The following is a 21,511-nucleotide window of genomic DNA, read 5'->3' as shown; positions in this document are numbered from 1 at the left end:
ATGCGGCGTAGAAAAGTTAATGAATTTTTAAGGAAAGATCGCTATGTTGTCGCTTTATTGTTTTTTACTCAGGAAGTGTTATGGGCAATAAGTACTCAAGCCTGCAAATTGGCATCCACTGGCTGGTCTTTTTACTGGTGATTGTCGCTTACTGTGCGATGGAGTTTCGGGGCTTTTTTCCTCGCAGCGATCGTCCCCTCATTAATATGATTCACGTTTCTAGTGGGATAGCGATTCTGGTGCTGATGGTGGCGCGTCTGCTGATCAGGCTGAAATATCCGGCTCCTCCCATCGTGCCCAAACCGAAGCCGATGATGACCGGACTGGCGCATCTTGGGCACCTGGTGATTTATCTGCTGTTCATCGCGCTGCCATTGATCGGCATGGTGATGATGTACAACCGAGGTAATCCGTGGATGGCCTTTGGTCTGGTGATGCCGCACGCGGCAGAAGGGAACTTTGACCTGGTGGATACGCTGAAATCCTGGCACATCACGCTGGCCAATCTGGGCTATTTTGTGATTGCGTTGCATGCCGCCGCCGCGCTACTGCACCACTATTTCTGGAAGGACAATACGCTGCTGCGCATGATGCCGCGTAAACGCTAGAGTGACTATACAGGCGCGGGGGAGCGCTTCCCGCGCCTGTATTCTGCGGGCGACTTTGCAAAGTTTAGCGGTAATAGGCAATGACCTGTATCACGGTACTGATCGGCCCAGGAATTTCGTCACCGGAGGTACGAATAGCGCGCGCCGCCATTTCGATGTTGTTACCAGACTCCCTGCTTTTATTCTTGTCAGCCTGCCAATATCGTCTCATTTATTCATTAATAGAGGTATAATGAATTAATTTTTAACGATGTCATTACAATATTAAACATGAGGATAATCTATATTAAAATCCCCCCGCATTAACAATATTTACGAAATTATTTTTAGTTGGATACTTTACTGTGTCACTTTTGCAACCATCTTTTTACCGCGATAGACTTTCTCTGCTATCCTTGTGGCATGTGTACGTAGGTTGGTAAAAATAAAAAATGAAGAGCACATTCAATCCAGTAGAGATGGCGGGGCCCATAAGCACGCGCGTTGAATCGCCCTATTTGACGATATTGTTGGATACACTTGATTCGCACCTGCGCTATCAGCAGTGTCCTGTTGGTAAGCGCATTACCATCAGCGCTGCTCACCAGCCTAATTGTTATATTATTCGTAAGGGGGCGCTCTCACTTTACCGGCAGCCCGATGATATTCTTATCGAACTTATCGAAGCCCCGACACTACGTGGGATCATCCCGGTACATGAGTCCTCCCGATCAATACATATCCTTCGCGTTATTGAACCGGCTGAAATCGCCACGTTGAATAAAGAGGATTTATACGCGCTGCTGACAGAACACAACCTGTGGGAACCCTATGCCAGACATCTGCAACTGATCGCCAGCATGGCCGCAGAGGTACTGTTTAAGCTCGTCTCACCCACCGTATTTGAGCAGGTTCGCTATCAGCTTTTTGAGCTCATGAGCAAACCGCAAACACTGAGAGAGTCGATTACCGCCGAGAATTATATCCGCGGGAAAACCCGGCTTTCTCGTTCCGCAGTGATGAACGTGCTCTCGGCATTAAAAGCCGGAGGCTACATTACAATACTGAATGGGCATCTGAAGGAAATAAAACATATTCCAGCGCAGTTTTAGATATCTGCAAAATTGATATTTCTGACATGAGATAAATCTACATAACCCAAATTAAAACAGGGCTAAAGTATGGTTTTCGCCGGTGATAAACGAAAGGCACATAGGTAAACCCGCCTTTAAAGGCTGAAACAGTGAAATTTAACGCTCACTAAATAGAAAACGCTTTTTTTTCCTCCTGCGATTAAAACTCTGATAGTATACCCCCCTATAGTATTAAGGGGGCCTATGCCGCATTCACCTGAAGATAAAAAACGTATTCTGACTCGCGTCCGACGCATTCGGGGGCAGGTGGATGCCCTGGAGCGTGCGCTGGAATCTGGCGAACCTTGCCTGGCTATCCTGCAACAAATCGCTGCGGTCCGCGGTGCGTCCAACGGTTTAATGGGCGAAATGGTTGAGATCCACCTGAAAGATGAGCTGGTGAGTGGTGAAACCACTCCTGACCAGCGCGCCGTGCGTATGGCTGAAATCGGCCACCTTCTTCGCGCTTATCTAAAATAAACCTATCACCTCGCAATAAAGGGAAGAGACAGATGAAATCACGTGCAGCAGTCGCGTTTGGCCCCGGTCAGCCGCTCAAAATTGTTGAGATTGACGTCGCAGCGCCGAAAAAAGGCGAAGTTCTGGTTAAAATTACCCACACCGGGGTTTGCCACACTGACGCGTTTACGCTGTCTGGTGACGATCCGGAAGGTGTGTTCCCGGCGGTTCTGGGACATGAAGGCGGCGGTGTAGTGGTCGACGTCGGCGAAGGCGTGACCAGTCTGAAGCCGGGCGACCATGTTATCCCGCTGTATACCGCCGAATGCGGAGAGTGCAAATTCTGTAAATCCGGGAAGACCAACCTCTGTCAGGCCGTGCGCGCCACTCAGGGAAAAGGTCTGATGCCGGATGGCACCACTCGTTTTTCTTACAATGGCGAACCAATCTATCACTACATGGGTACCAGTACCTTCAGCGAATACACCGTATGTGCGGAAATCTCACTGGCGAAAGTCAACCCGCAAGCCCCGCTGGATAAGGTTTGTCTGCTGGGGTGTGGCGTCACTACGGGCATAGGTGCCGTGCATAACACCGCGAAAGTCAAAGAGGGCGATACCGTTGCCGTGTTTGGCCTTGGCGGGATCGGCCTGGCGGTGATTCAGGGCGCTGTACAGGCGAAAGCGGGGCGTATTATTGCTGTCGATACCAACCCGGAAAAATTCAAACTGGCGGCTGAAATGGGCGCAACCGACTTCATTAATCCGAAAGATTATGACAAACCGATCCAGGAGGTGATTGTTGAGCTCACCGACGGTGGTGTCGACTTTAGCTTCGAATGTATCGGTAACGTCGACGTGATGCGTGCGGCGCTGGAATGCTGCCATAAAGGATGGGGCGAGAGCATCATCATTGGTGTTGCCGGGGCGGGCCAGGAAATTAAAACTCGCCCGTTCCAGCTGGTGACAGGCCGGGTCTGGCGTGGTTCCGCGTTTGGCGGCGTCAAAGGGCGCACCCAGTTACCGGGCATGGTGGAAGAGGCAATGGCCGGGAAAATCCAGTTGGATCCGTTCATTACCCATCGTCTGCCGCTGGAGCAAATCAACGACGCGTTTGACCTGATGCACGAAGGTAAATCCATCCGTACCGTTATCCATTTCGGCGATAACTGATTCATCCGCCAGCGGAAATCACCGCTGGCGCTTTCCATTTTTTAACATAAATGTTGTCAAACTGTGACGAAAACGGCGCTTTTCCCGGTAAGTAAAATTCGCGGAATGCCGATGACTATCTTACGGGCGCGTATTACGCATTAATCCTACAAGAGAGTCGACGGTCATGGACAACACATCATCGATGCACGCACCACATAAGCTGGGCTTTCTGCATCACATCAGGCTGGTTCCGCTGTTTTCCTCCATTCTCGGTGGCATCCTTTTACTGTTCGCGCTGAGCTCCGGTCTGGCGGGCTACTTTCTCATGCAGGCTGACCGCGATCAGCGGGATGTGACGGATGAGATCCAGGTCCGCATGGGATTATCGAACAGTTCGAACCACCTGCGTACCGCGCGAATCAACATGATTCATGCTGGCGCGGCGAGCCGAATTGCTGAAATGGATGACATGAAAGCTAACATTGCGGCGGCGGAAAAGCGTATTAAGCAGTCTGAAGAAGGGTTTACTATTTACATGGCGCGCAAGGTGAAAACCCCTGCGGATGAAGCGTTGGATGGCGAACTGGAGAGCAGTTTCAAAGCCTATATAGCGGGAATGCAACCGATGCTCAAGTACGCCAGAAACGGCATGTTCGAAGCGATCATCAACCACGAAAGCGAACACGCAAGACAACTGGATGCCAGTTACAATAAGGTCCTGCTGAAGGCGATTGAACTGCGCATGGCGCGCGCTAACCAGTTAAGCGAACAGGCTCATCAGCGCACCCAACTGGGCATGATATTCATGATTGGCGCTTTTGGTCTGGCACTGGTGCTGACGCTGATGACGTTTATTGTTCTGCGTCGTACCGTCATTCAGCCGTTGCAGCATGCCGCGCAGCGTATTGAGCAAATTGCCGCCGGTGATCTCACCATGCAGGATGAACCTACCGGGCGTAGCGAGATTGGGCGACTGAGCCGCCACCTGCAACAAATGCAGCGTTCGCTGGTGCAAACGGTCGGTTCGGTGCGTCAGGGGGCAGAAGAGATTTATCGCGGTACCAGCGAAATCTCGGCGGGCAATACCGACTTGTCGTCACGCACCGAAGAACAGGCGGCGGCGATCGAACAGACGGCGGCCAGCATGGAAGAGTTGACCGCGACGGTGAAGCAAAACGCCGATAACGCACACCACGCCAGCAAACTGGCGGAAGATGCGTCCGGCAAAGCCAGTCGTGGCGGGCAGATGGTTTCCGGCGTGGTCCAGACGATGGGCAATATTTCGACCAGTTCGAAGAAAATCTCTGAGATCACGGCGGTTATCAACAGCATCGCTTTCCAGACCAATATTCTGGCGTTGAACGCCGCGGTTGAAGCCGCGCGTGCCGGTGAGCAAGGGCGTGGATTCGCCGTGGTCGCCAGTGAGGTCCGCACGCTGGCCAGCCGCAGTGCCCAGGCAGCGAAAGAGATTGAAGGGCTTATCAGCGAATCCGTCCGTCTCATCGATCAAGGTTCTGGTGAAGTGGTCGCGGCGGGGAACACGATGACCGACATCGTGGAGGCGGTAAAACGCGTCACCGATATCATGCTGGAAATCGCCGCGGCGTCGGACGAGCAGAGCCGCGGGATCGTGCAGGTCAGCCAGGCCATCTCTGAGATGGACAAAGTGACTCAGCAGAACGCTTCGCTGGTGGAAGAGGCCTCTGCGGCAGCGGCGTCGCTGGAAGAGCAGGCGGCACGACTGACGGAGGCGGTGGGGACGTTTCGCTTACAGGGTGGACCCACGAGCAAGCGCGTACCGACAACAAACACCCCCGTTCAGCCTCTGACACAGCCGGTTACCGATCACGGGGATAACTGGGAAACCTTCTAAGCGCCATTGCCGGGTGAAGGCGCAAAGGCGCCTCATCCGGCCTGTTATAACGGCATCGATTTACGGATAGCGGCAATTAAGCGTTGCGCGCCAGAAGAGAGCGGTGAATCCACACGGGTGAGAATACCGATCGGCTCGCCTGCGCCCTGTGTGGGCACGGGTAGCGAAACCAGCGTCGCCTGGCGCAAATCCTCTTTCACCGCGCCAGAGGGCACAAACCAGACGTAGTTATAATCAACCGTTAACTGGCGCGACAACGAGGCGGAGAGCGTCTCAATGCAGCCGGTTGGCATCTTACAACCCTGGCTTTGCAACAGCGTCTCGGCATTTTGCCGTGGTACTGTGCCTTTGGGCGAAACAACCACGGGCCACTCCATCACGCGACTCAGCGTCACGTTTTCCTGCAATAGTGGGTGATTCGGACGCACGACCAGCTTTAATGACTCGAGAAACAGCAGCTCATAATTAAGGCCGCTCATCAATTCCGGATCGGACATCCGGCCAATGCCGATGTCGAGCTCGCCGGATTTCAGGCCCGCCAGCAGCATGGTATTGTTCATCGTTGCCACCTGCAGCGTGGTCTCTTTTTGCTGCTGATGAAACTGACCGATGACCGACGGAAGAATACCCAGCGCGGCGGTCGGTAGCGCGCCTATTCTTACCACATCATTGTTAAGACCTTCTTTACGGTTCAGCGCCTGCCCGGCGGTGTTGAGCGCATCTAGCACTTTCACCGCATGGGTTAAGAACTGCTCGCCAGGTAATGTCAGTTGCGCCCCGAGCCGTCCGCGCTCAAAGAGGCGGGTGCCGGTCAGTTGCTCCAGTTCGTTAAGCGTTTTGGAAAGCGCAGGCTGGCTGAGGTTAAGGGTTTCGGCTGCGCGCCCCAGGGTTCCTTGTTGAGCGACAGCGACAAATGTATGAAGATGGCGCAATCGGATGCGCTGACTGAACAGACTATTTTTTTCCATAAGCGATGTTAAGAACAGAGCGATGCCGGTGACAAGTAAAGTTGTTTGTTTTTGATAACTTGATTGCAAAATATTATTAACATTTAACTTATTTAAGTAACAGCACTTTCTCTTCGGAGGCGAAAATGATCCATGTCGTAGGCCACCTGAATCCGGACAGTGACGCCATTTGCACCGCTTTTATGGCTGCCCGCTGGTTGAACATGCGCGGACGTCAGGCCTCAGCCTGGCGCCTGGGTGAACCCAATCGCGAAACCCAATTTCTGTTTGAGCGTGCGGGGCTGGACATGCCGCCGTTACTGACGATGCCGCTGACAGACCTCGACGTCTGGCTGGTGGATTTCACCGAGCCAGCGCAGGGACCGGAAACCCTTATGGCGAGCAATATCGTGGGTATTATCGATCATCACCGTCTGGGTGGACTGGTGACCCGTTTGCCGCCAGAAGTGTGGATAAAGCCGGTGGGCAGCAGCGCCACGCTGCTATGGCAACTGATGAGCCCGGAGGACAGGGCGCAGATAACGTCTGCGCAGGCGTTATTACTATTGGGCGCAATATTGAGTGACACTGTCACGCTTCGCTCGCCAACCACCACGGCGGATGACCGTCAGGCCGTTGAAGCACTGACAACGCGTGCCGGGGTTGAGCTGGCGGCGTTCAGCGCTGACCTGCTGAGTGCTAAAACCAGCGTCGAAGGATTAAGTGCCAGTGAACTGCTGCAAAAAGATATCAAGCGTTTCACCATCAAGGGTAAGCAGGTGAGCGTTGCGCAGATCGAACTGTATGCATTGAGCCAGGTCGCCGACGTGATGGATGCCCTGCGGCAAGAAATGGCCGATTATGCGACCCGCAGCGGGGCGGATTTGGTGGTGCTGATGTTGACGGATATCAACGCTGGCAATTCGCAACTCTGGTTTGCCGGCCCGCGCCAACTGGAACTGGCACAACCGGTGACGGTAGAGGGGATGTTGAGCCGCAAGAAACAGATGCTGCCGTGGCTCGAAAGCCATGTTGCGAAAATAGACCAGGCCTGACAAAACGGGCTGAGAGATTCAGCCCGTTCTCTTCATCAAACGTCGAAAAAGACGGTTTCGTTTTCTCCTTGCAGGTGAATATCGAAGATATAGACGATCTCGCTACCACGCTGTTCGCGGCGGGCAATCAGGGTCTGACGGCGAACTTCCCATTCGATCAGATTGAGCACCGGATCGCGCTGATTGGCTTCTTGCTCATCCGCAAAATAGAGACGGGTGTTCAGGCCAATGTTGATGCCGCGCGCGACGATCCACAGATTAACGTGGGGAGCCATCAGGCGGCCATCGCGTCCCACAACACAGCCCGGCTTAATGGTATCGAAACGCCACACGCCGCTGTCGAAGTCTGAACAGGTTCGTCCCCAGCCGCGAAAGTCCGCGTCGAGCGGCTTATCTTCCTGACGGTCAGCCGGATGGTTGTAGCGTCCATGGGCGTTGGCCTGCCAGATCTCCAGCAGCACATCGCGCACCGGCGTACCGGAACCATCAATTACCCGCCCCTCGATCACAATACGTTCGCCTTCGGTATGGCTATTGGTCAGCGTGGAGCTGAAGTTTTTCTCAAAGATGTGAATTCCAGCGGCGTCAGGCGCAAGCCCAATGTGCACATACGGTCCCGCCGTCTGCGAGGCGGTTTCCTGCAAATACTCTTTCATTGCGCGCCTCCCTGAGTGCGGTTTTCAAACAACGTAGCGCGCTGTCCGCGAAGTACGAGGTCAAAACGATATGCCAGGCAGTCGAGCGGTACGGCGGCGTGGGTATCCAGTTCGGCAATCAATGTGCGGATCGCATCATCGTTATTGATAGTTTTCACAATTGGGCACTGTTTGATCAACGGGTCGCCTTCAAAATACATTTGCGTAATCAACCGTTGGGCAAAGGCCTCGCCGGAGAGTGAAAAGTGAATATGCGAGGGACGCCAGTCACTGACCTGATTGCGCCACGGGTAAGGGCCGGGTTTGATGGTACGGAAAAAGTAATAGCCGTTCTCATCGGTTAATACCCGTCCGCAGCCGCCAAAATTAGGATCAATCGGCGCGAGATACTGGTCTTTTTTATGACGATAGCGACCACCGGCATTGGCCTGCCAGACTTCGACCAGCGTATTTCTCATTGGGCGGCCAAAACCGTCGCGCACGTAACCGTGGACGATAATCCGTTCGCCAATCGGCAGGCCGTCTTTGGCGTAATTCATAATCAGGTCGTTATCCAGCGGGCCAAGATCGTTGTCGCTGAATACCGGCCCGGTGATTTCAGACAATGAATTCTGCAAAGAGATCAGCGCGTTGCGCGGCGAGCGCAGAACGCTGGTCTTATAGCCGGGGGCGAAGGCGGGCGGATGGCTGTTATAGTCGCGATGGATCACCTCGCGAGAGGACACTTTTTCACGCATAGCGGACTCCGGTACAGGGAAGAGATTTATTGTTTTATGATGACCTGAGGCAGTGTGTGTAAATGCGTTGTTAATTAAAAGTGAATTTATGTCGATTATTTCATAACCAGTGGCTATACCATGGCGCAAGGACTGATGCAGAGCGAATTCAGGTGAGATCACACTTTGTAAATTCTTCTCCCCAGAGTGAATGGTGTTTCCTACACTCCAGGTAACATTCACTGGAGGCATGACATTATGGCGAACACCATCACGGCAGATGAGATTCGGGAACATTTTTCGCAGGCAATGTCAGCAATGTACCAGCAGGAAGTTCCGCAATACGGCACGTTACTGGAACTTGTGGCTGACGTGAATCTGGCAGTTCTCGAAAATAACCCCACGCTGCATGAAAAACTGGCCAATGCAGATGAACTGGCGCGCCTCAACGTGGAGCGTCATGGCGCAATTCGTGTCGGAACGGCAGACGAACTGTCCACGCTGCGACGCATGTTTGCGATCATGGGGATGTTTCCGGTCAGCTATTACGATCTCTCTCAGGCCGGGGTGCCGGTACATTCAACGGCATTTCGTCCCATTGACGATGCATCGCTGTCGCGAAATCCGTTTCGCGTCTTTACCTCCTTACTGCGACTTGAACTGATTGAAAACGCGTCGCTCCGCCAGCGTGCGGCGGAGATCCTCGCGCAGCGCGATATCTTTACGCCACGCTGTCGCGAACTGCTCGACGTCTGGGAGAGTCAGAAGGGGTTTAACGCGACGCAGGCTCGCGAGTTCGTGAAAGAAGCGCTGGAAACGTTTCGCTGGCATCGCCACGCCACCGTGGATGAAAAAACCTATCATGCGCTGCATAACGAACATCGCCTGATCGCCGATGTGGTCTGTTTCCCGGGCTGTCACATTAATCATCTGACACCCAGAACGCTGGATATCGACCGGGTGCAGTCGATGATGCCGGAATGCGGCATTGAACCGAAAGTCCTTATCGAAGGCCCGCCGCGCCGTGAGGTGCCGATTCTGCTGCGCCAGACCAGCTTCAAAGCGCTGGAAGAACCTGTGCTGTTTGCGGGCGAAATGCAGGGGACACACACGGCCCGCTTCGGCGAGATTGAACAACGCGGCGTGGCGCTGACGATAAAAGGGCGTCAGCTGTACGATGAATTACTGCGCCATGCCGGTACCGGGAAAGACAACCTGACGCATCAACTGCATTTGCAGGAGGTGTTTAACGCGTTTCCGGACAGCGAATTCCTGCTGCGCCAACAGGGACTGGCCTGGTTCCGCTATCGTCTGACGCCGTCAGGCGAAGCGCACCGCAATGCGATTCATCCTGGCGACGATCCGCAACCGCACATTGAACGTGGCTGGGTGCAGGCGCAGCCCATCACCTATGAAGATTTCCTGCCTGTCAGCGCGGCGGGGATTTTTCAGTCGAATCTCGGTAACGAAACGCAGGCGCGCAGTCATGGCAATGCCAGCCGCGAGGCCTTTGAACAGGCGCTGGGGTGTCCGGTGTTTGACGAGTTTGTGTTGTATCAGGAGGCGGAAGAACGCAGTAAACGGCGTTGCGGCCTGCTTTAATCCAGGTATCCTGTAGGGATCTGCGATTAACGGGTAAATATGGACATGATCAAACCTGGTATTCCACTGATTCAAACCGAACAGGGACAGCTAATGGGTGTCGTCCAGGACGACATCCACCTTTGGCGCGGTATTCCTTACGCCGCGCCACCAACGGGGAAATGGCGTTGGCGTGCGCCGCAGCCGGTTACTCCCTGGTCCGGGATTCGTGACGCCAATACCTTCTCCAGCGCCAGCTGGCAGGACATTGAGTACTGCAAAGAGTTGGGCGGCGGCGATCCCGGCGCATTTTCTGAAGACTGTCTCTATCTCAACGTCTGGTCTCCGGCGGAACGTCATCAGCCGCTTCCGGTGATGGTCTGGCTGCACGGCGGCGGCTACACCATTGGCGCGGGTAGTCTGCCGCCTTATGACGGCGTTGCGCTGGCAAAGCGCAACGTGGTTGTCGTGACCGTCAACTATCGTCTCGGTCACCTCGGCTTTTTTGCTCATCCGGCACTGGAAGGCGAAGAGGGCGAGGCTCTCAATAACTTTGCTTTGCTCGACCAGATAGCGGCGCTGCGCTGGGTACAGGAAAACATCGCTGCGTTCGGCGGCGATCCGCAAAACGTGACGCTGTTTGGTGAGTCGGCCGGGGCGCGCAGCGTACTCTCGCTGCTGGCTTCGCCGCGCGGAAAAGGGTTGTTTCATAAAGCGATTGTGCAGAGCGGCTACACGTTGCCGGACACGCCTCGTGAAATCGCGCTGGAAAACGGCGTTGCGCTGGCTGAACACTTTGGTTTGCAGAATGCAACGGCGGAACAGCTACGCGCGATTCCGGCCGAGGCCTTCTGGCCGTTGGGCGCACCGTACAAAATTGCGCCAACACCTGTCTCTGGCGATGCGGTACTTCCGGAGCCGATGCTGGACGTCTTTTTCGCCGCCAGACAGCACCCGATGCCGGTGATGATTGGTTCTAACAGCGATGAAGCCAGCGTGATGGCGGTTTTCGGCGTCGATCTTGCCGAACAAATTCAGAAACTGCGTCGTGAACGCAGGCTGGGACTCGGCCTGATTAAGCTACTGTATCCGGGCGTGAAGGGCGATGAAGAACTGGGACGGCAGGTGTGTCGGGATATGGCGTTTACGGCATTAGGCTACGTGGTGATGCAGGCGCAACAGCGGGTCGGCGAGCCTTGCTGGCGGTACTGGTTTGATTACGTTGCGGAATCGGAGCATCACACCTATGCCAACGGCGCCTGGCATGGCAACGAAGTGCCTTACGTGTTTAATACTCTAACGCTCGCTGAACCTTCACGAAATTATGTAAACGAAAACGATCTCGCCTTTGCTGTCCACGTTGCGGATTACTGGGTCAATTTTGCCCGTCATGCCAGTCGGAGTTGCGATGTGCTGCACGGACCGGTCCGTTGGCCGGCCTGTATTCAGGGCCGCGATCGGTTGTTACGTATTGGGCTGAATAAGTTTGCTGGTTTTAAGGTGGAGAACCGGTTTATGCGGGCGCGACTTGCGCTCTTTAAACGGGTGATGACCCAGCACGTCAGTCTCGACTAGCTTTGCAAAAGTTGAAAGTTTGCGCGGGGAACTTTACGTGGGAATCAGGCTGTTCCCATCGACACAAAATATTTTCCATTTTGTTCAGATAATCTGCGGCCAACAATTGGATTATTAATCAATTTTGTCTAGAGTGAGCGGTCAGAATTATGCATCTTCTTGCCGCTGTCGAGCGCCAGCGCGGGACCCTTCACATGACCAGAAGGATTTACTTTCAGGTATGAATCGCAGACGATTTATTAAAGGTTCAATGGCAATGGCCGCCGTGTGCGGTACCAGTGGTATTGCATCACTTTTCACCCGTGCCGCGTATGCGGCGGAATCCGACATTGCGGACGGACAAACCGTCCGCTTTGATTTTTCCGTGCTGCAGTCCATGGCGCACGATCTTGCGCAGAAACCGTGGGGCGGTGCGCCGCGCGCATTGCCCAATACGCTGGCGAATCTGACGCCGCAGGCCTACAACAGCATTCAGTATGATGCCGCGCAATCGCTGTGGAACAACGTCGAAGGCCGCCAACTGGATGCGCAGTTCTTTCACGTTGGGATGGGCTTCCGTCGTCGCGTGCGCATGTTCTCCGTCGATTCCAGCACCCATCTGGCGCGTGAGATTCACTTCCGCCCGGAACTGTTTAAATACAATGATGCCGGCGTTGATACCAGACAACTGGAAGGGCAAACCGATCTCGGCTTTGCCGGTTTTCGCGTCTTCAAAGCGCCTGAGCTGGCACGACGCGACGTGGTTTCTTTCCTCGGTGCAAGTTATTTCCGCGCCGTCGATGATACCTATCAGTACGGGCTTTCCGCGCGTGGTCTGGCGATAGACACCTACACCGACACCAAAGAAGAGTTCCCGGACTTCACCGCCTTCTGGTTCGATACGGTGAAACCCGGCGCCACCACCTTTACCGTGTACGCGCTGCTGGACAGTCCGAGCATCACCGGTGCCTATAAGTTTGTGATTCACTGTGAGAAGAGCCAGGTGATCATGGACGTTGAAAACCGTTTGTATGCTCGCAAAGACATCAAACAGTTGGGCATCGCGCCGATGACCAGCATGTTCAGCTGCGGCAATAACGAACGCCGCATGTGCGATACCATTCATCCGCAAATCCATGACTCCGATCGTCTGGCAATGTGGCGGGGCAACGGCGAGTGGATTTGCCGCCCACTGAATAACCCGCAAAAGCTGCAATTCAACGCCTATACCGATAACAACCCGAAAGGGTTCGGCCTGCTGCAACTGGATCGTGATTTCTCCCACTATCAGGACATCATGGGCTGGTACAACAAGCGCCCAAGCCTGTGGGTGGAACCTCGTAACAAGTGGGGCAAAGGCACCATCGGGCTGATGGAGATCCCGACAACCGGCGAAACGCTGGATAACGTGGTCTGCTTCTGGCAGCCGGAAAAAGCCATCGAAGCGGGTGATGAGCTGGAATATAAATACCGTCTGTACTGGAGCGCACAGCCGCCGGTCCGTTCGCCACTGGCGCGCGTGATGGCCACCCGCACCGGTATGGGCGGATTCCCGGAGGGCTGGGCGCCGGGCGAGCACTATCCAGAGAAATGGGCGCGACGTTTTGCAGTCGATTTCGTCGGTGGCGATCTGAAAGCGGCCGCACCGAAAGGCATTGAGCCGGTGATTACGCTGTCCAGCGGCGAAGCGAAGCAGATTGAAATTCTCTACGTTGAGCCGTTTGACGGTTACCGCATCCAGTTTGACTGGTATCCCACGTCAGACTCGACCGAACCGGTGGACATGCGTATGTTCCTGCGCTGCCAGGGCGACGCGATCAGTGAAACCTGGCTGTACCAGTATTTCCCGCCGGCGCCGGATAAACGGACCTACGTCGACGATCGCGTGATGCGTTAATCTGCGCCAACGCCCTTCGAAATGCGAAGGGCGTCAACAGCCAGGCATGCGAAATATCTGTTCAGGAATTAAACACGATCCTGTTCGCATTTTTCCCTAAGTCAAATGGGTAAGCTGATGGAGTGTATTTCTTATACACATGGTTTATCACTAACAGGGAGAGCGTATGTTTCCAGAATACAGAGATCTGATTTCCCGACTGAAATCCGAGAATCCTCGCTTTTTGTCGCTTTTTGAAAAGCATAACAACCTTGATCATGAAATTGCCAGGCTGGAAGGTTCCGATGGTCGGGGATACAATCTCGAAGTCGTTCGGCTGAAAAAACAGAAGCTTCAACTGAAGGACGATATGCTCAAAATACTGCAGAAAGAAAGTGTTGACGCGGGATAATCCGCATTTATGAGCCGCCAGCCCTGGCGGCTTGAGAGAGATGACAAACCTTATCCTGATACCGGATAAGAAGAGATCACCTCATTAAAAATCAGGAAAATCAATTTATTGATTTTCGGCTGATAATTACAGAGAAGGAAAAACCACGCTTTTTCCTTCTCTGTCAGCAATCTAAGCCGCCAGCCCTGGCGGCTTTTTTGTGCCTGAAACTCAGCGATGTGGTAAAACCAACTGGCATCCCGCGTGGGTATAACGCTGAACAATATCATCCGCTAACGCGCTGTCACTGATAATCGTTTTAATGCAAGAGAGCGTGGCGACGGCATGGGGTTCCACCGCATCAAACTTTGAATGATCGGCCATCAGTATCACTTCTCGTGAACGCTGAATAATCCGCGTTTTCACGCCGACTTCAAACAGGGTGGCGTTAGTGATCCCCGTGGCCAGCGACAGCGCATCGCAGGAGATAAAGGCCCGTTCCACTGAAAACGCATTGAGCATCTCCAGCGCCAGGCTTTCACCTACCGAAAAGTAACCCGGACGAATAAGCCCGCCGATAATGTAACTTTCGACGTGCGGAAAACAGCCCAGTTCATTGGCGATTTTGATGTCGTTGCAGATGACCTTCACACGTGCATCGGCCAGACATTTCGCCAGTTCGAGGCAGGTCGAGCCGGAATCGAGAAAGAAACAGTCACCGTCTTTGATCATCGTGCGGGCAAGGGCGGCAATCTCTTTTTTTGCCTCGGATTGCAGTGTCCGCTTAACCTCAAAGACATACTCTTTGTCGTCCATACTGTCGTCGAAATCCAGACAGCCATGACCGCGAGTCATACCGGGATACTGGCTGGCGATATACTGGAAATCGCGACGGACGGTCGCCTCCGCATAACCAAACAGTTCCATGGCCTGTTGGGTGGAGAGATGACGATGTTGCCACAGATAGTGCAGCATCTGTTTGATACGGTCAGGGCGCTGTTGGCTCATCGAAGCAATCTCCTCTTACAGTCCTGCAAACCGGGATAACGTGGTGTGATAATTGTCTGATGAGAACAGTGCACGCCCCATGACAAGATGTTGTGCGCCCGCCGTCGCCAGGTGTTGTGCCGCAGAAAGCGTAATGCCGCCATCGGCCCAGCACGCGGCTTGTGGAAAATACTCACGCACCTGGCGGACTTTGGCGCACAGGGTGGGAATAAACTGTTGTCCGACCCCGTCTGGTTCGCTGGTCATCACCATTAGCGCATCCAGTTGCGGGGCCAGATAGCGATACCCGTCAATTGGCGTGGCGGGATTCACCGCCAGCCCGGCTTTTGCGCCGATTTCGCGAATTTCTGCCAGCGTCTCAGAAGGGTATGCCAGCGCTTCGGCATGAACAAAAATCCATGTCGGTTTGATCTCCGCCAGGATGGGAAACCAACTCTGCGGGCGGGCAATCATGAAATGAAACGAAAGGGGATGCGTCGTCTGTTGGGCGACAGCCTGTACGGTTTTGAGGCCAAAGGTGATGTTGTTAATAAAGCTGCTGTCTTCGATATCCAGATGCAGTGAGCCGATATCGGCATCGGCCAGCGCGCTCAACGTCGCCCCGTAGTGCAGTGGATCTGCCGATGCGAGAGAAGGGTGCAGAATCATATCGCCTCCGTTAACCGGTAATCTGCGCGAACAGCGCGGCGTCAGTTTGCGCGTGTCGGACTGCCGCGAGTCGTTCAGGCGAATCGATAAACTGGCTGATGCGCTGGATGGTGAGGATATGCGCATTGGCATCCGTCGCGCTGACGCACAGCAGCAGCCAGACCGGATCACACTCTTCATGCCCAAAAGCAACGGGCGTTTTTAACGTCGTGATGCTGACCTGATTATGGTTAGCGCCTTGTTCGGGCCGCGCATGAGGCAAGGCGATGCCGGGGGCAATGACATAGTACGGCCCCCAGTTCAGGGTGTTGTCGATAATACCGTCCACATAGTCTGGTTGCGCCGCGCCAAAGGTTATCAGTGGGCGAGCAGCGATTTCGACGGCCTGACGCCAGTCCCTGGCCTCTCGCTGTGCCTGTACCCACTTAACATCGTTAATCATCAGTCGTTGACTCCTTGCCGGTTAGGGTTACTCTGATAGCGATCCCCGTCGAGACTTTTGACGAAGGCGGCAGGGATCGCTGTTCTACCGGGGGTAAGCGCGCTGCTTATCCCCTTTTTTATTGCCGTATGTGATGCACTTTTTCCATAAAACGACTGACCCGCGCCTGATCGACAAAGTTGGCGAATACGCCGTCCTTTTTAAAGGTGGTGGCGGTTACGCAACCGTCGGCGATGCTCAGTTGTTCCTCGACGTTTTCCAGACATACCCCGGTATTCGCCAGCACCACGGTATCCGGTACCGTTTCTTTGACCCGCTTCAGCAGGGCGCTGTCGGTGCGTGCGCCCGCCGTCAGACCAGAGACGCAAAGGGCGTCAGGATGGTTGTTAAAGACCGTGGATTTGGCAATGGAACAAATATCGCGATTACCCAGATACACCGCCGCTTCAGGCACAATGTTGAACAGCGTTTTGACCTCACCCGCGCCGATGCGGTGCTGATGACGAATGGTCTCGCCGACGTTCGTGTCCCAGACCCCAAAGTCGCTGGCGTAGGCACCGGTAAAAATCTCGCGAATGAATTTTGCGCCCGTCGCCATTGCCAGATCGAATGATGCGACCGGATCCCACAACACATTGACGCCAAACGGAATGCGGATTTCGCTCATCAACTGCCCAATCACCCTCGCCATTGCTGCCGTGGTTTCCGGGCGAACCTTCGTGAGATAGGGAAGACTAAACTCGTTGGAAAACATGACGGCATCCACGCCGCCATTCTGTAGCGCCAGCAGATCGTCCCGGGCGCGGTCGATAACCCAGTTCATCCCTTTCTGTGCATCAAAGCTCGGGTCGCCGGGCAATGCACGCAAATGGCACATGGCAATGACGGCTTTTTCCGTTCCAATAACCTCTTTCAGCCAACTCATGAAGGTACTCCTTATTCCGATAGTTCACGTTTACGTAAGAACAGCACGACGCTGGCGACGATACCCACCGCCACGACGACGCCAATAATGCCAAGCGACATCAGCTCCGAGATTGACCAGCCAAACATGTTGCCCACGGACAGCGCGGAGATTTGCGCGTTTTCACCGGCAAAACTAAAGCCGCCCTTAAGCGCCATGTCGGTGAAATACGGGGCAAACTGCGTGGCAATCAACAGGACGGTGACCATGACAATCACGCCGCTGATCAAGGTACGAATCAGGTCGCCGCGATGGATCACCGTCGCCATACAGATAAAGAACGGTGCGACGGGCAGATCGGCAAGCGGCAGCACTTTGTTGCCGGGTAAGATGCTGGCCAGAATCAGCATGATGGGGATCAGCAGCAGACCAACGGCAATCGTGGTGGGATGGCCCAGCGTGACGGCGGTATCCAGACCGATATACACCTCGCGCCCCTTGAAATATTTCTGGAAAAATTTCCGTGCGCCGTCGGAGATGGGGAGCAACCCTTCAACAATCAGGCGGATCATGCGCGGGAACAGCACCATAATCGCCGCGACGGTAATCATCAGGCTGGCGCATCCTTTAAAACCTTCACCTGCAGCGAGGCCAAAGATCAGGCCGAGCACGACGCCGATAATGACCGGATCGCCCACCATCCCGTAGCGTTTCTGGATCTCCTGGGCATCGATGTTGCGTCCCTTCATGAACGGGATTTTTTCGTAGATAGCATCCAGCAGAACGAACAGCGGTACGGAACTCGAACCATAACCTTGCGGGATCGAGATCCCCTCCAGACCGACAATGCTTTGCACGCGTTTTGCCGTCCAGTCGGCCATTTTTAGCGACAGCGCCGCGTGGCAAATGGCCCCCAGCACGCCATAAATCAGGCTACCGGTCATTAACTGGACCACGGTGCCGGTAATGGCGTAGTGCCAGTAGTTATAGATATCGACGTTCATGGTTTTGGTCAGACGAGTGACCAGCATCGTGACGTTGAGCAGAAAAATGATCGGGATAATCATTGCGCCAATGGCGGTGGCGTACCCGACGCCGGAAGCCGGCCCTGCGCCGACGTCAAACACATGCAGGGTCAGGCCGAAGCGTTCAATCATCACTTTGATGGGCGGGCTGAGGCTGTCGATCGCCATCACGATCACCAGTCCCATCCCGACAAAACCAATCCCTACCGTCACCCCGGCCTTGATCGCCTGCAGCCAGGGAATACGGAAGATCAACCCAATCACAATCATGATGATGGGGACAAAAACAGTACCGCCGAGAGACAGGATGTAGTCAAACATAGTGCCTCCTTGTTATTGCGTTAACAGTGCCTTGATTTCTTGTTTTAAGGCGTCGTCGTTAATTCCCGTTAGCAGGGCCGCGCCGTTTAACGTGGGAACACCGTAATCGTTGTTGGTGCGCATGGAGGTCACAATCAGGTCCATGCCGTTACAGTTCAGCGGGATCTCATTAAGACAGCACTGGGCGGTGCTTGCCGCAATGCCTTGCTCGGCAAGGAACTCCTGCAACTTGTGTGCAATCATGGTTGACGTCGACATGCCGGTACCGCATGCCACAAGGATCTTTTTCATAATGGATTTGCCTCTTGTGTAGTGCCTGAATCAGGCTCAACGGGAAAGTGCTCGGCTGGCAGGCCAGCCAGGGCGGTCAATAAGCGAATGCAGTCAGTCAAATCACGCAGACTGGCGACTTCCGCCGGAGAATGGGTATAACGACAAGGGATGGAAAGGCTGGCGCAGGGAATGCCGTCCTGCTCAACCTGGATATAACCGGTTTCAGTGATAACGCCAGGCGCCACTTCGCGCTGCACGGGAATATGGTGCGCAAGAGCCGTTTGCTCGAGCATCTGGATCAGCCGTGGTGGTGTAATTAATCCCGCCAGCGTGCCACGACCGTGGTAGTTCAGACAGGTGATGCCAACGCCCTGATTGACGCGAACCTCTGAGTAGTCCTGCAGATCCGGCGTATCGCAGGACGGCGTGATATCAATACCGATTGCAAGATCTGGTTTAACGCGACGTAAAACCGGGACAATGCCGCGGATGTTGAACTCTTCCTGCACCGAGGCCACCAGATACACCGCGATATCCAGCGACGTCGCACCGATGGCATCCGCGACGCCCAGTAGCGCGGTACATCCCAGACGATCGTCCAGCGCTTTGCTACACACCAGGTCGTTCGCCAGCAGTTGCGGCGGGTTATACAGTGTAACCGGTGTGCCAACCTGAATGCCCATCCGCTGGGCGTCGGCTTTATCTTTCGCGCCAATATCAATCCACAGTTTATCGACGGAAGGCGACTGCGTGCGTTCATCCCCCTTTGCGAAGTGGTACGCCTTAATGCCGATGCATCCCATCACCGGGCCGTTATCCCCGGCAAGCGTGACCATCGAGCCGGACATGGTGACCTGCGCCGGGCCGCCCACGCGTTCGAAGCGCAAAAAACCCGACGGCTCAATTTTGCGCACCATAAAGCCGACTTCATCCATATGGGCAAACATCATCAGGCGCAAGGCGTTTGGGTTATCACTGCCGTAGCGGGCGACAACATTTCCTAAGCGATCGCGCCAGACCTCTTTTGCCTGACGTGTAAATTCGCGTAGCATGACCTCAGCGACGCTGTTTTCATGCCCAGAAACCGCATTGAGATGCAAAAGCGAGAACAGTGTTTCCTGCACAGAAAATGACATAAGTATCTCCGTAGACGATAAAACAATCACTCGTTGAGCGTTTTATAGGCGCTGGCTGGGCGAATAATTGTGAGCTGCTTCACGTGGAAATAGCGAAAGCTGAGGAAATAAAAAATAATGTGAGGTGAGTGGAATAAAAACGCTCAATGCTGATGAAAGTCTGAACGTGGGAGGAAGGAACGGGTGAGTGAAATTATTGAGATCGATGACACGCTGCAGCTACGGGCGGTTGAAGAATGTCACGTTGCCGGCCTGTATCAACTGGTATGTAAAAACAAGGCCTGGCTAATGCAGTTCTTTGACTGGCCGCAGTACGTCAATACGGAAGAGGATACGCGCAAAACGGTGCAGGGTAATATGATGCTGCATCAGCGGGACTACGCCAAAATGTTCCTCATTTTTGCCGGCGAGGAGATGCTGGGCGTGCTGTCGTTCAATCAGATTGAGCCGTTGAACAAAGCGGCCTATATCGGTTACTGGATAGACGAAACGCAGCAGGGGAAAGGGATCCTGTCGCGGGCGTTGCAGGCATTTATTCACCACTATGCCGGGCGCGGCGAGATCCGTCGCTTTGTGATCAAATGCCGGGTAAAGAACCAGGCAAGCAATCAGGTTGCGCAGCGTAATGGCTTTGAACTGGAAGGCTGCCTGAAACAGGCGGAGTTTCTGAACGGGCACTATGACGATGTTAACCTGTATGCTCGCATCATTGATTCGACGCTACAGTGAGCCAATCAGCGGCGTGCGGGTGATATGCTGATCGCCGTTGAACACTTTCGGCCCGCGCAGGTGAATGGCGTCGTCTGTGGCGGCTTCCACGGTGGTATGTCCCCGGATATCAACGTGATTTTCAATCAGCACCTCACCAAGAATGCGCGCATCGCCTTCAATCAGGATATGATCGTCGAGTAAAATGGGACCGCCGCACAACACGGCGTTTCCGCCCACCAGAACGTGATGTTTAAGGACACAGTTACCTTCAATCCGCGCTTGTTCCGCCACCTGTGAACTGTAGCGTAGCGTGGGGATCGCATCGTCTCCCGTTCCGGCGATCACCTGCGCCCGTCCGTACACTTTCGCGCAATCGCAAATCCAGACGTCGTTTTCGTCATTTCCTTCAATCAGCGCCTCTTCAAAGACCTCTGCCCGATGCTCAATAAAGGCGTAACTGACGATGGCATCGCCATAGATTTGTGCCTGATGGACAATGCGTGAATGGCTGACCGTGGCGCGGTCATAGATTTGCAGGATCTGATCGCGCTCGATGGTCAGGCCGCGCGCCGCGATGATTTCCGATTGCTGCAAAATTCGCGCATCGCCAAAGAGGTGGCAATGGCCACGGACCGTGGATGACTGAATAGTGACGTTGTCACTTATTCTGGCACCGTGACTGAGTTCAGCGCGGTCAATCCAGACATTATCGCTAATGTGAACGTTGTCGCGCAGAAGACAGGGTTGTGTGATACGCGAATTGCCCGAAATCGTACAGCCGGAAAAGGCCAGCGTATTTTCGTCGTAAATCCAGCAGTGTCCGGCGTGGTCCAGCACGCTTTCATCATCAATCCAGCCGCCGGCGTCACCGGCTTTCACATCATTAAAGTCAATGAGTGCAATAATCTGGCGTAGTAAAACGCTCATTTTATTGCCATTATCCTGGTAGCTGAACGCGCGCGGTTCGTCGCTGAGTCGGTATTTACGCATGAAGGCATTCCGTTTAGTGGCTTACTCTAACCGTAGCAAATTCTGCGGCACTGGCTAAAACGGATGAAATT

Annotated in this window: 23 protein-coding genes; 11 read left to right on the top strand and 12 right to left on the bottom strand. The window is 54.2% G+C overall.

Features of this window, described 5'->3' with window-relative positions; genetic code table 11:
* The first annotated feature begins 80 nt into the window (after positions 1 to 80).
* Positions 81 to 608, top strand: a complete 528-nt coding sequence (gene cybB, locus AOY24_RS04315) for a cytochrome b561 (RefSeq protein WP_043000618.1) — start codon at positions 81 to 83, stop codon at positions 606 to 608.
* 64 nt (positions 609 to 672) lie between these two features.
* Here the strand turns inward: cybB and AOY24_RS25165 are convergent, their stop codons facing one another.
* The gene (locus tag AOY24_RS25165) at positions 673 to 819 is read right to left on the bottom strand and encodes a hypothetical protein (RefSeq protein WP_155273634.1); all 147 of its coding nucleotides are present in this window, start codon (positions 817 to 819) and stop codon (positions 673 to 675) included.
* A 298-nt stretch (positions 820 to 1,117) separates the two neighbouring features.
* Between AOY24_RS25165 and AOY24_RS04310 the strand changes: the two genes are divergently transcribed.
* From AOY24_RS04310 to AOY24_RS04295, 4 genes are all read left to right on the top strand, one after another.
* Positions 1,118 to 1,699: a helix-turn-helix domain-containing protein gene (locus AOY24_RS04310; RefSeq protein WP_161804577.1), complete on the top strand. Its 582-nt coding sequence runs from the start codon at positions 1,118 to 1,120 to the stop codon at positions 1,697 to 1,699.
* A gap of 225 nt (positions 1,700 to 1,924) precedes the next feature.
* On the top strand, positions 1,925 to 2,200 hold the full coding sequence (locus tag AOY24_RS04305; protein ID WP_003833178.1) for a metal/formaldehyde-sensitive transcriptional repressor: 276 nt from the start codon (positions 1,925 to 1,927) through the stop codon (positions 2,198 to 2,200).
* Between the two features lie 32 nt (positions 2,201 to 2,232).
* Positions 2,233 to 3,351: an S-(hydroxymethyl)glutathione dehydrogenase/class III alcohol dehydrogenase gene (locus tag AOY24_RS04300; RefSeq protein ID WP_043000619.1), complete on the top strand. Its 1,119-nt coding sequence runs from the start codon at positions 2,233 to 2,235 to the stop codon at positions 3,349 to 3,351.
* 166 nt (positions 3,352 to 3,517) lie between these two features.
* On the top strand, positions 3,518 to 5,206 hold the full coding sequence (locus tag AOY24_RS04295) for a methyl-accepting chemotaxis protein (RefSeq protein WP_054176213.1): 1,689 nt from the start codon (positions 3,518 to 3,520) through the stop codon (positions 5,204 to 5,206).
* A gap of 44 nt (positions 5,207 to 5,250) precedes the next feature.
* On the opposite strand, the gene AOY24_RS04290 is transcribed toward AOY24_RS04295, so the two are convergent.
* Entirely contained in the window at positions 5,251 to 6,174 is a 924-nt protein-coding gene (locus AOY24_RS04290) for a LysR substrate-binding domain-containing protein (RefSeq protein WP_043000621.1), read from the bottom strand.
* A 125-nt stretch (positions 6,175 to 6,299) separates the two neighbouring features.
* On the opposite strand from AOY24_RS04290, the gene AOY24_RS04285 reads away from it, so the two are divergent.
* Positions 6,300 to 7,208 (top strand): manganese-dependent inorganic pyrophosphatase, encoded by a 909-nt coding sequence (locus AOY24_RS04285; protein ID WP_054176212.1) that lies wholly within the window; start codon positions 6,300 to 6,302, stop codon positions 7,206 to 7,208.
* A gap of 35 nt (positions 7,209 to 7,243) precedes the next feature.
* Here AOY24_RS04285 and pcaG read toward each other — a convergent pair whose 3' ends face one another.
* Both pcaG and pcaH read right to left on the bottom strand, forming a co-directional pair.
* Positions 7,244 to 7,864: a protocatechuate 3,4-dioxygenase subunit alpha gene (pcaG, locus tag AOY24_RS04280; protein WP_054176211.1), complete on the bottom strand. Its 621-nt coding sequence runs from the start codon at positions 7,862 to 7,864 to the stop codon at positions 7,244 to 7,246.
* Positions 7,861 to 8,601: a protocatechuate 3,4-dioxygenase subunit beta gene (pcaH, locus tag AOY24_RS04275; protein WP_043000624.1), complete on the bottom strand. Its 741-nt coding sequence runs from the start codon at positions 8,599 to 8,601 to the stop codon at positions 7,861 to 7,863. Before pcaH ends, pcaG begins: the two co-directional genes overlap by 4 nt.
* A gap of 237 nt (positions 8,602 to 8,838) precedes the next feature.
* Here pcaH and AOY24_RS04270 point away from each other — a divergent pair, with 237 nt between their 5' ends.
* The 4 genes from AOY24_RS04270 to AOY24_RS04255 all read left to right on the top strand — a co-directional run bounded on the left by AOY24_RS04270 (position 8,839) and on the right by AOY24_RS04255 (position 14,003).
* On the top strand, positions 8,839 to 10,182 hold the full coding sequence (locus tag AOY24_RS04270) for a VOC family protein (RefSeq protein ID WP_044257856.1): 1,344 nt from the start codon (positions 8,839 to 8,841) through the stop codon (positions 10,180 to 10,182).
* A 45-nt stretch (positions 10,183 to 10,227) separates the two neighbouring features.
* Positions 10,228 to 11,736 carry a carboxylesterase/lipase family protein gene (locus AOY24_RS04265; protein WP_054176345.1) on the top strand — a complete coding sequence of 503 codons (1,509 nt, stop codon included), beginning with the start codon at positions 10,228 to 10,230 and terminating at the stop codon, positions 11,734 to 11,736.
* Between the two features lie 220 nt (positions 11,737 to 11,956).
* Positions 11,957 to 13,612: a glucan biosynthesis protein D gene (locus AOY24_RS04260; RefSeq protein WP_044327040.1), complete on the top strand. Its 1,656-nt coding sequence runs from the start codon at positions 11,957 to 11,959 to the stop codon at positions 13,610 to 13,612.
* 166 nt (positions 13,613 to 13,778) lie between these two features.
* Entirely contained in the window at positions 13,779 to 14,003 is a 225-nt protein-coding gene (locus AOY24_RS04255) for a YdcH family protein (RefSeq protein WP_042318909.1), read from the top strand.
* Between the two features lie 210 nt (positions 14,004 to 14,213).
* Here the strand turns inward: AOY24_RS04255 and AOY24_RS04250 are convergent, their stop codons facing one another.
* The 7 genes from AOY24_RS04250 to AOY24_RS04220 all read right to left on the bottom strand — a co-directional run bounded on the left by AOY24_RS04250 (position 14,214) and on the right by AOY24_RS04220 (position 19,739).
* Positions 14,214 to 14,990: a DeoR/GlpR family DNA-binding transcription regulator gene (locus tag AOY24_RS04250; protein WP_044257858.1), complete on the bottom strand. Its 777-nt coding sequence runs from the start codon at positions 14,988 to 14,990 to the stop codon at positions 14,214 to 14,216.
* Positions 14,991 to 15,005: 15 nt separating this feature from the next.
* On the bottom strand, positions 15,006 to 15,638 hold the full coding sequence (locus tag AOY24_RS04245; RefSeq protein ID WP_054176210.1) for a ribulose-phosphate 3 epimerase family protein: 633 nt from the start codon (positions 15,636 to 15,638) through the stop codon (positions 15,006 to 15,008).
* A 10-nt stretch (positions 15,639 to 15,648) separates the two neighbouring features.
* Positions 15,649 to 16,080, bottom strand: a complete 432-nt coding sequence (sgcA, locus tag AOY24_RS04240; protein ID WP_044257860.1) for an SgcA family PTS sugar transporter subunit IIA — start codon at positions 16,078 to 16,080, stop codon at positions 15,649 to 15,651.
* A gap of 118 nt (positions 16,081 to 16,198) precedes the next feature.
* Positions 16,199 to 17,005, bottom strand: a complete 807-nt coding sequence (gene sgcQ, locus AOY24_RS04235) for a BtpA family protein SgcQ (RefSeq protein ID WP_044267104.1) — start codon at positions 17,003 to 17,005, stop codon at positions 16,199 to 16,201.
* An 11-nt stretch (positions 17,006 to 17,016) separates the two neighbouring features.
* Positions 17,017 to 18,330 (bottom strand): PTS sugar transporter subunit IIC SgcC, encoded by a 1,314-nt coding sequence (sgcC, locus tag AOY24_RS04230; protein ID WP_054176209.1) that lies wholly within the window; start codon positions 18,328 to 18,330, stop codon positions 17,017 to 17,019.
* A gap of 12 nt (positions 18,331 to 18,342) precedes the next feature.
* Entirely contained in the window at positions 18,343 to 18,621 is a 279-nt protein-coding gene (gene sgcB, locus AOY24_RS04225; RefSeq protein WP_086512595.1) for a PTS sugar transporter subunit IIB SgcB, read from the bottom strand.
* Positions 18,618 to 19,739 carry a M42 family metallopeptidase gene (locus AOY24_RS04220; RefSeq protein ID WP_054176208.1) on the bottom strand — a complete coding sequence of 374 codons (1,122 nt, stop codon included), beginning with the start codon at positions 19,737 to 19,739 and terminating at the stop codon, positions 18,618 to 18,620. The genes sgcB and AOY24_RS04220 overlap by 4 nt, the downstream gene beginning before the upstream one ends.
* 183 nt (positions 19,740 to 19,922) lie before the next feature.
* Between AOY24_RS04220 and rimL the strand changes: the two genes are divergently transcribed.
* Complete coding sequence (rimL, locus tag AOY24_RS04215) at positions 19,923 to 20,468, top strand: 50S ribosomal protein L7/L12-serine acetyltransferase (protein WP_044327416.1); 546 nt, start codon at positions 19,923 to 19,925, stop codon at positions 20,466 to 20,468.
* On the opposite strand, the gene ydcK is transcribed toward rimL, so the two are convergent.
* Positions 20,460 to 21,440: a YdcK family protein gene (gene ydcK / locus AOY24_RS04210; protein WP_054176207.1), complete on the bottom strand. Its 981-nt coding sequence runs from the start codon at positions 21,438 to 21,440 to the stop codon at positions 20,460 to 20,462. The genes rimL and ydcK overlap by 9 nt on opposite strands.
* Positions 21,441 to 21,511 lie beyond the last annotated feature (71 nt).

The organism is Citrobacter sp. CtB7.12 (genome assembly GCF_001297795.1).
GTDB lineage: Bacteria > Pseudomonadota > Gammaproteobacteria > Enterobacterales > Enterobacteriaceae > Citrobacter_A > Citrobacter_A amalonaticus.
The sequence above is the reverse complement of the archived record's forward strand: the minus strand, read 5'-3'. Positions and strand labels throughout refer to the sequence as shown.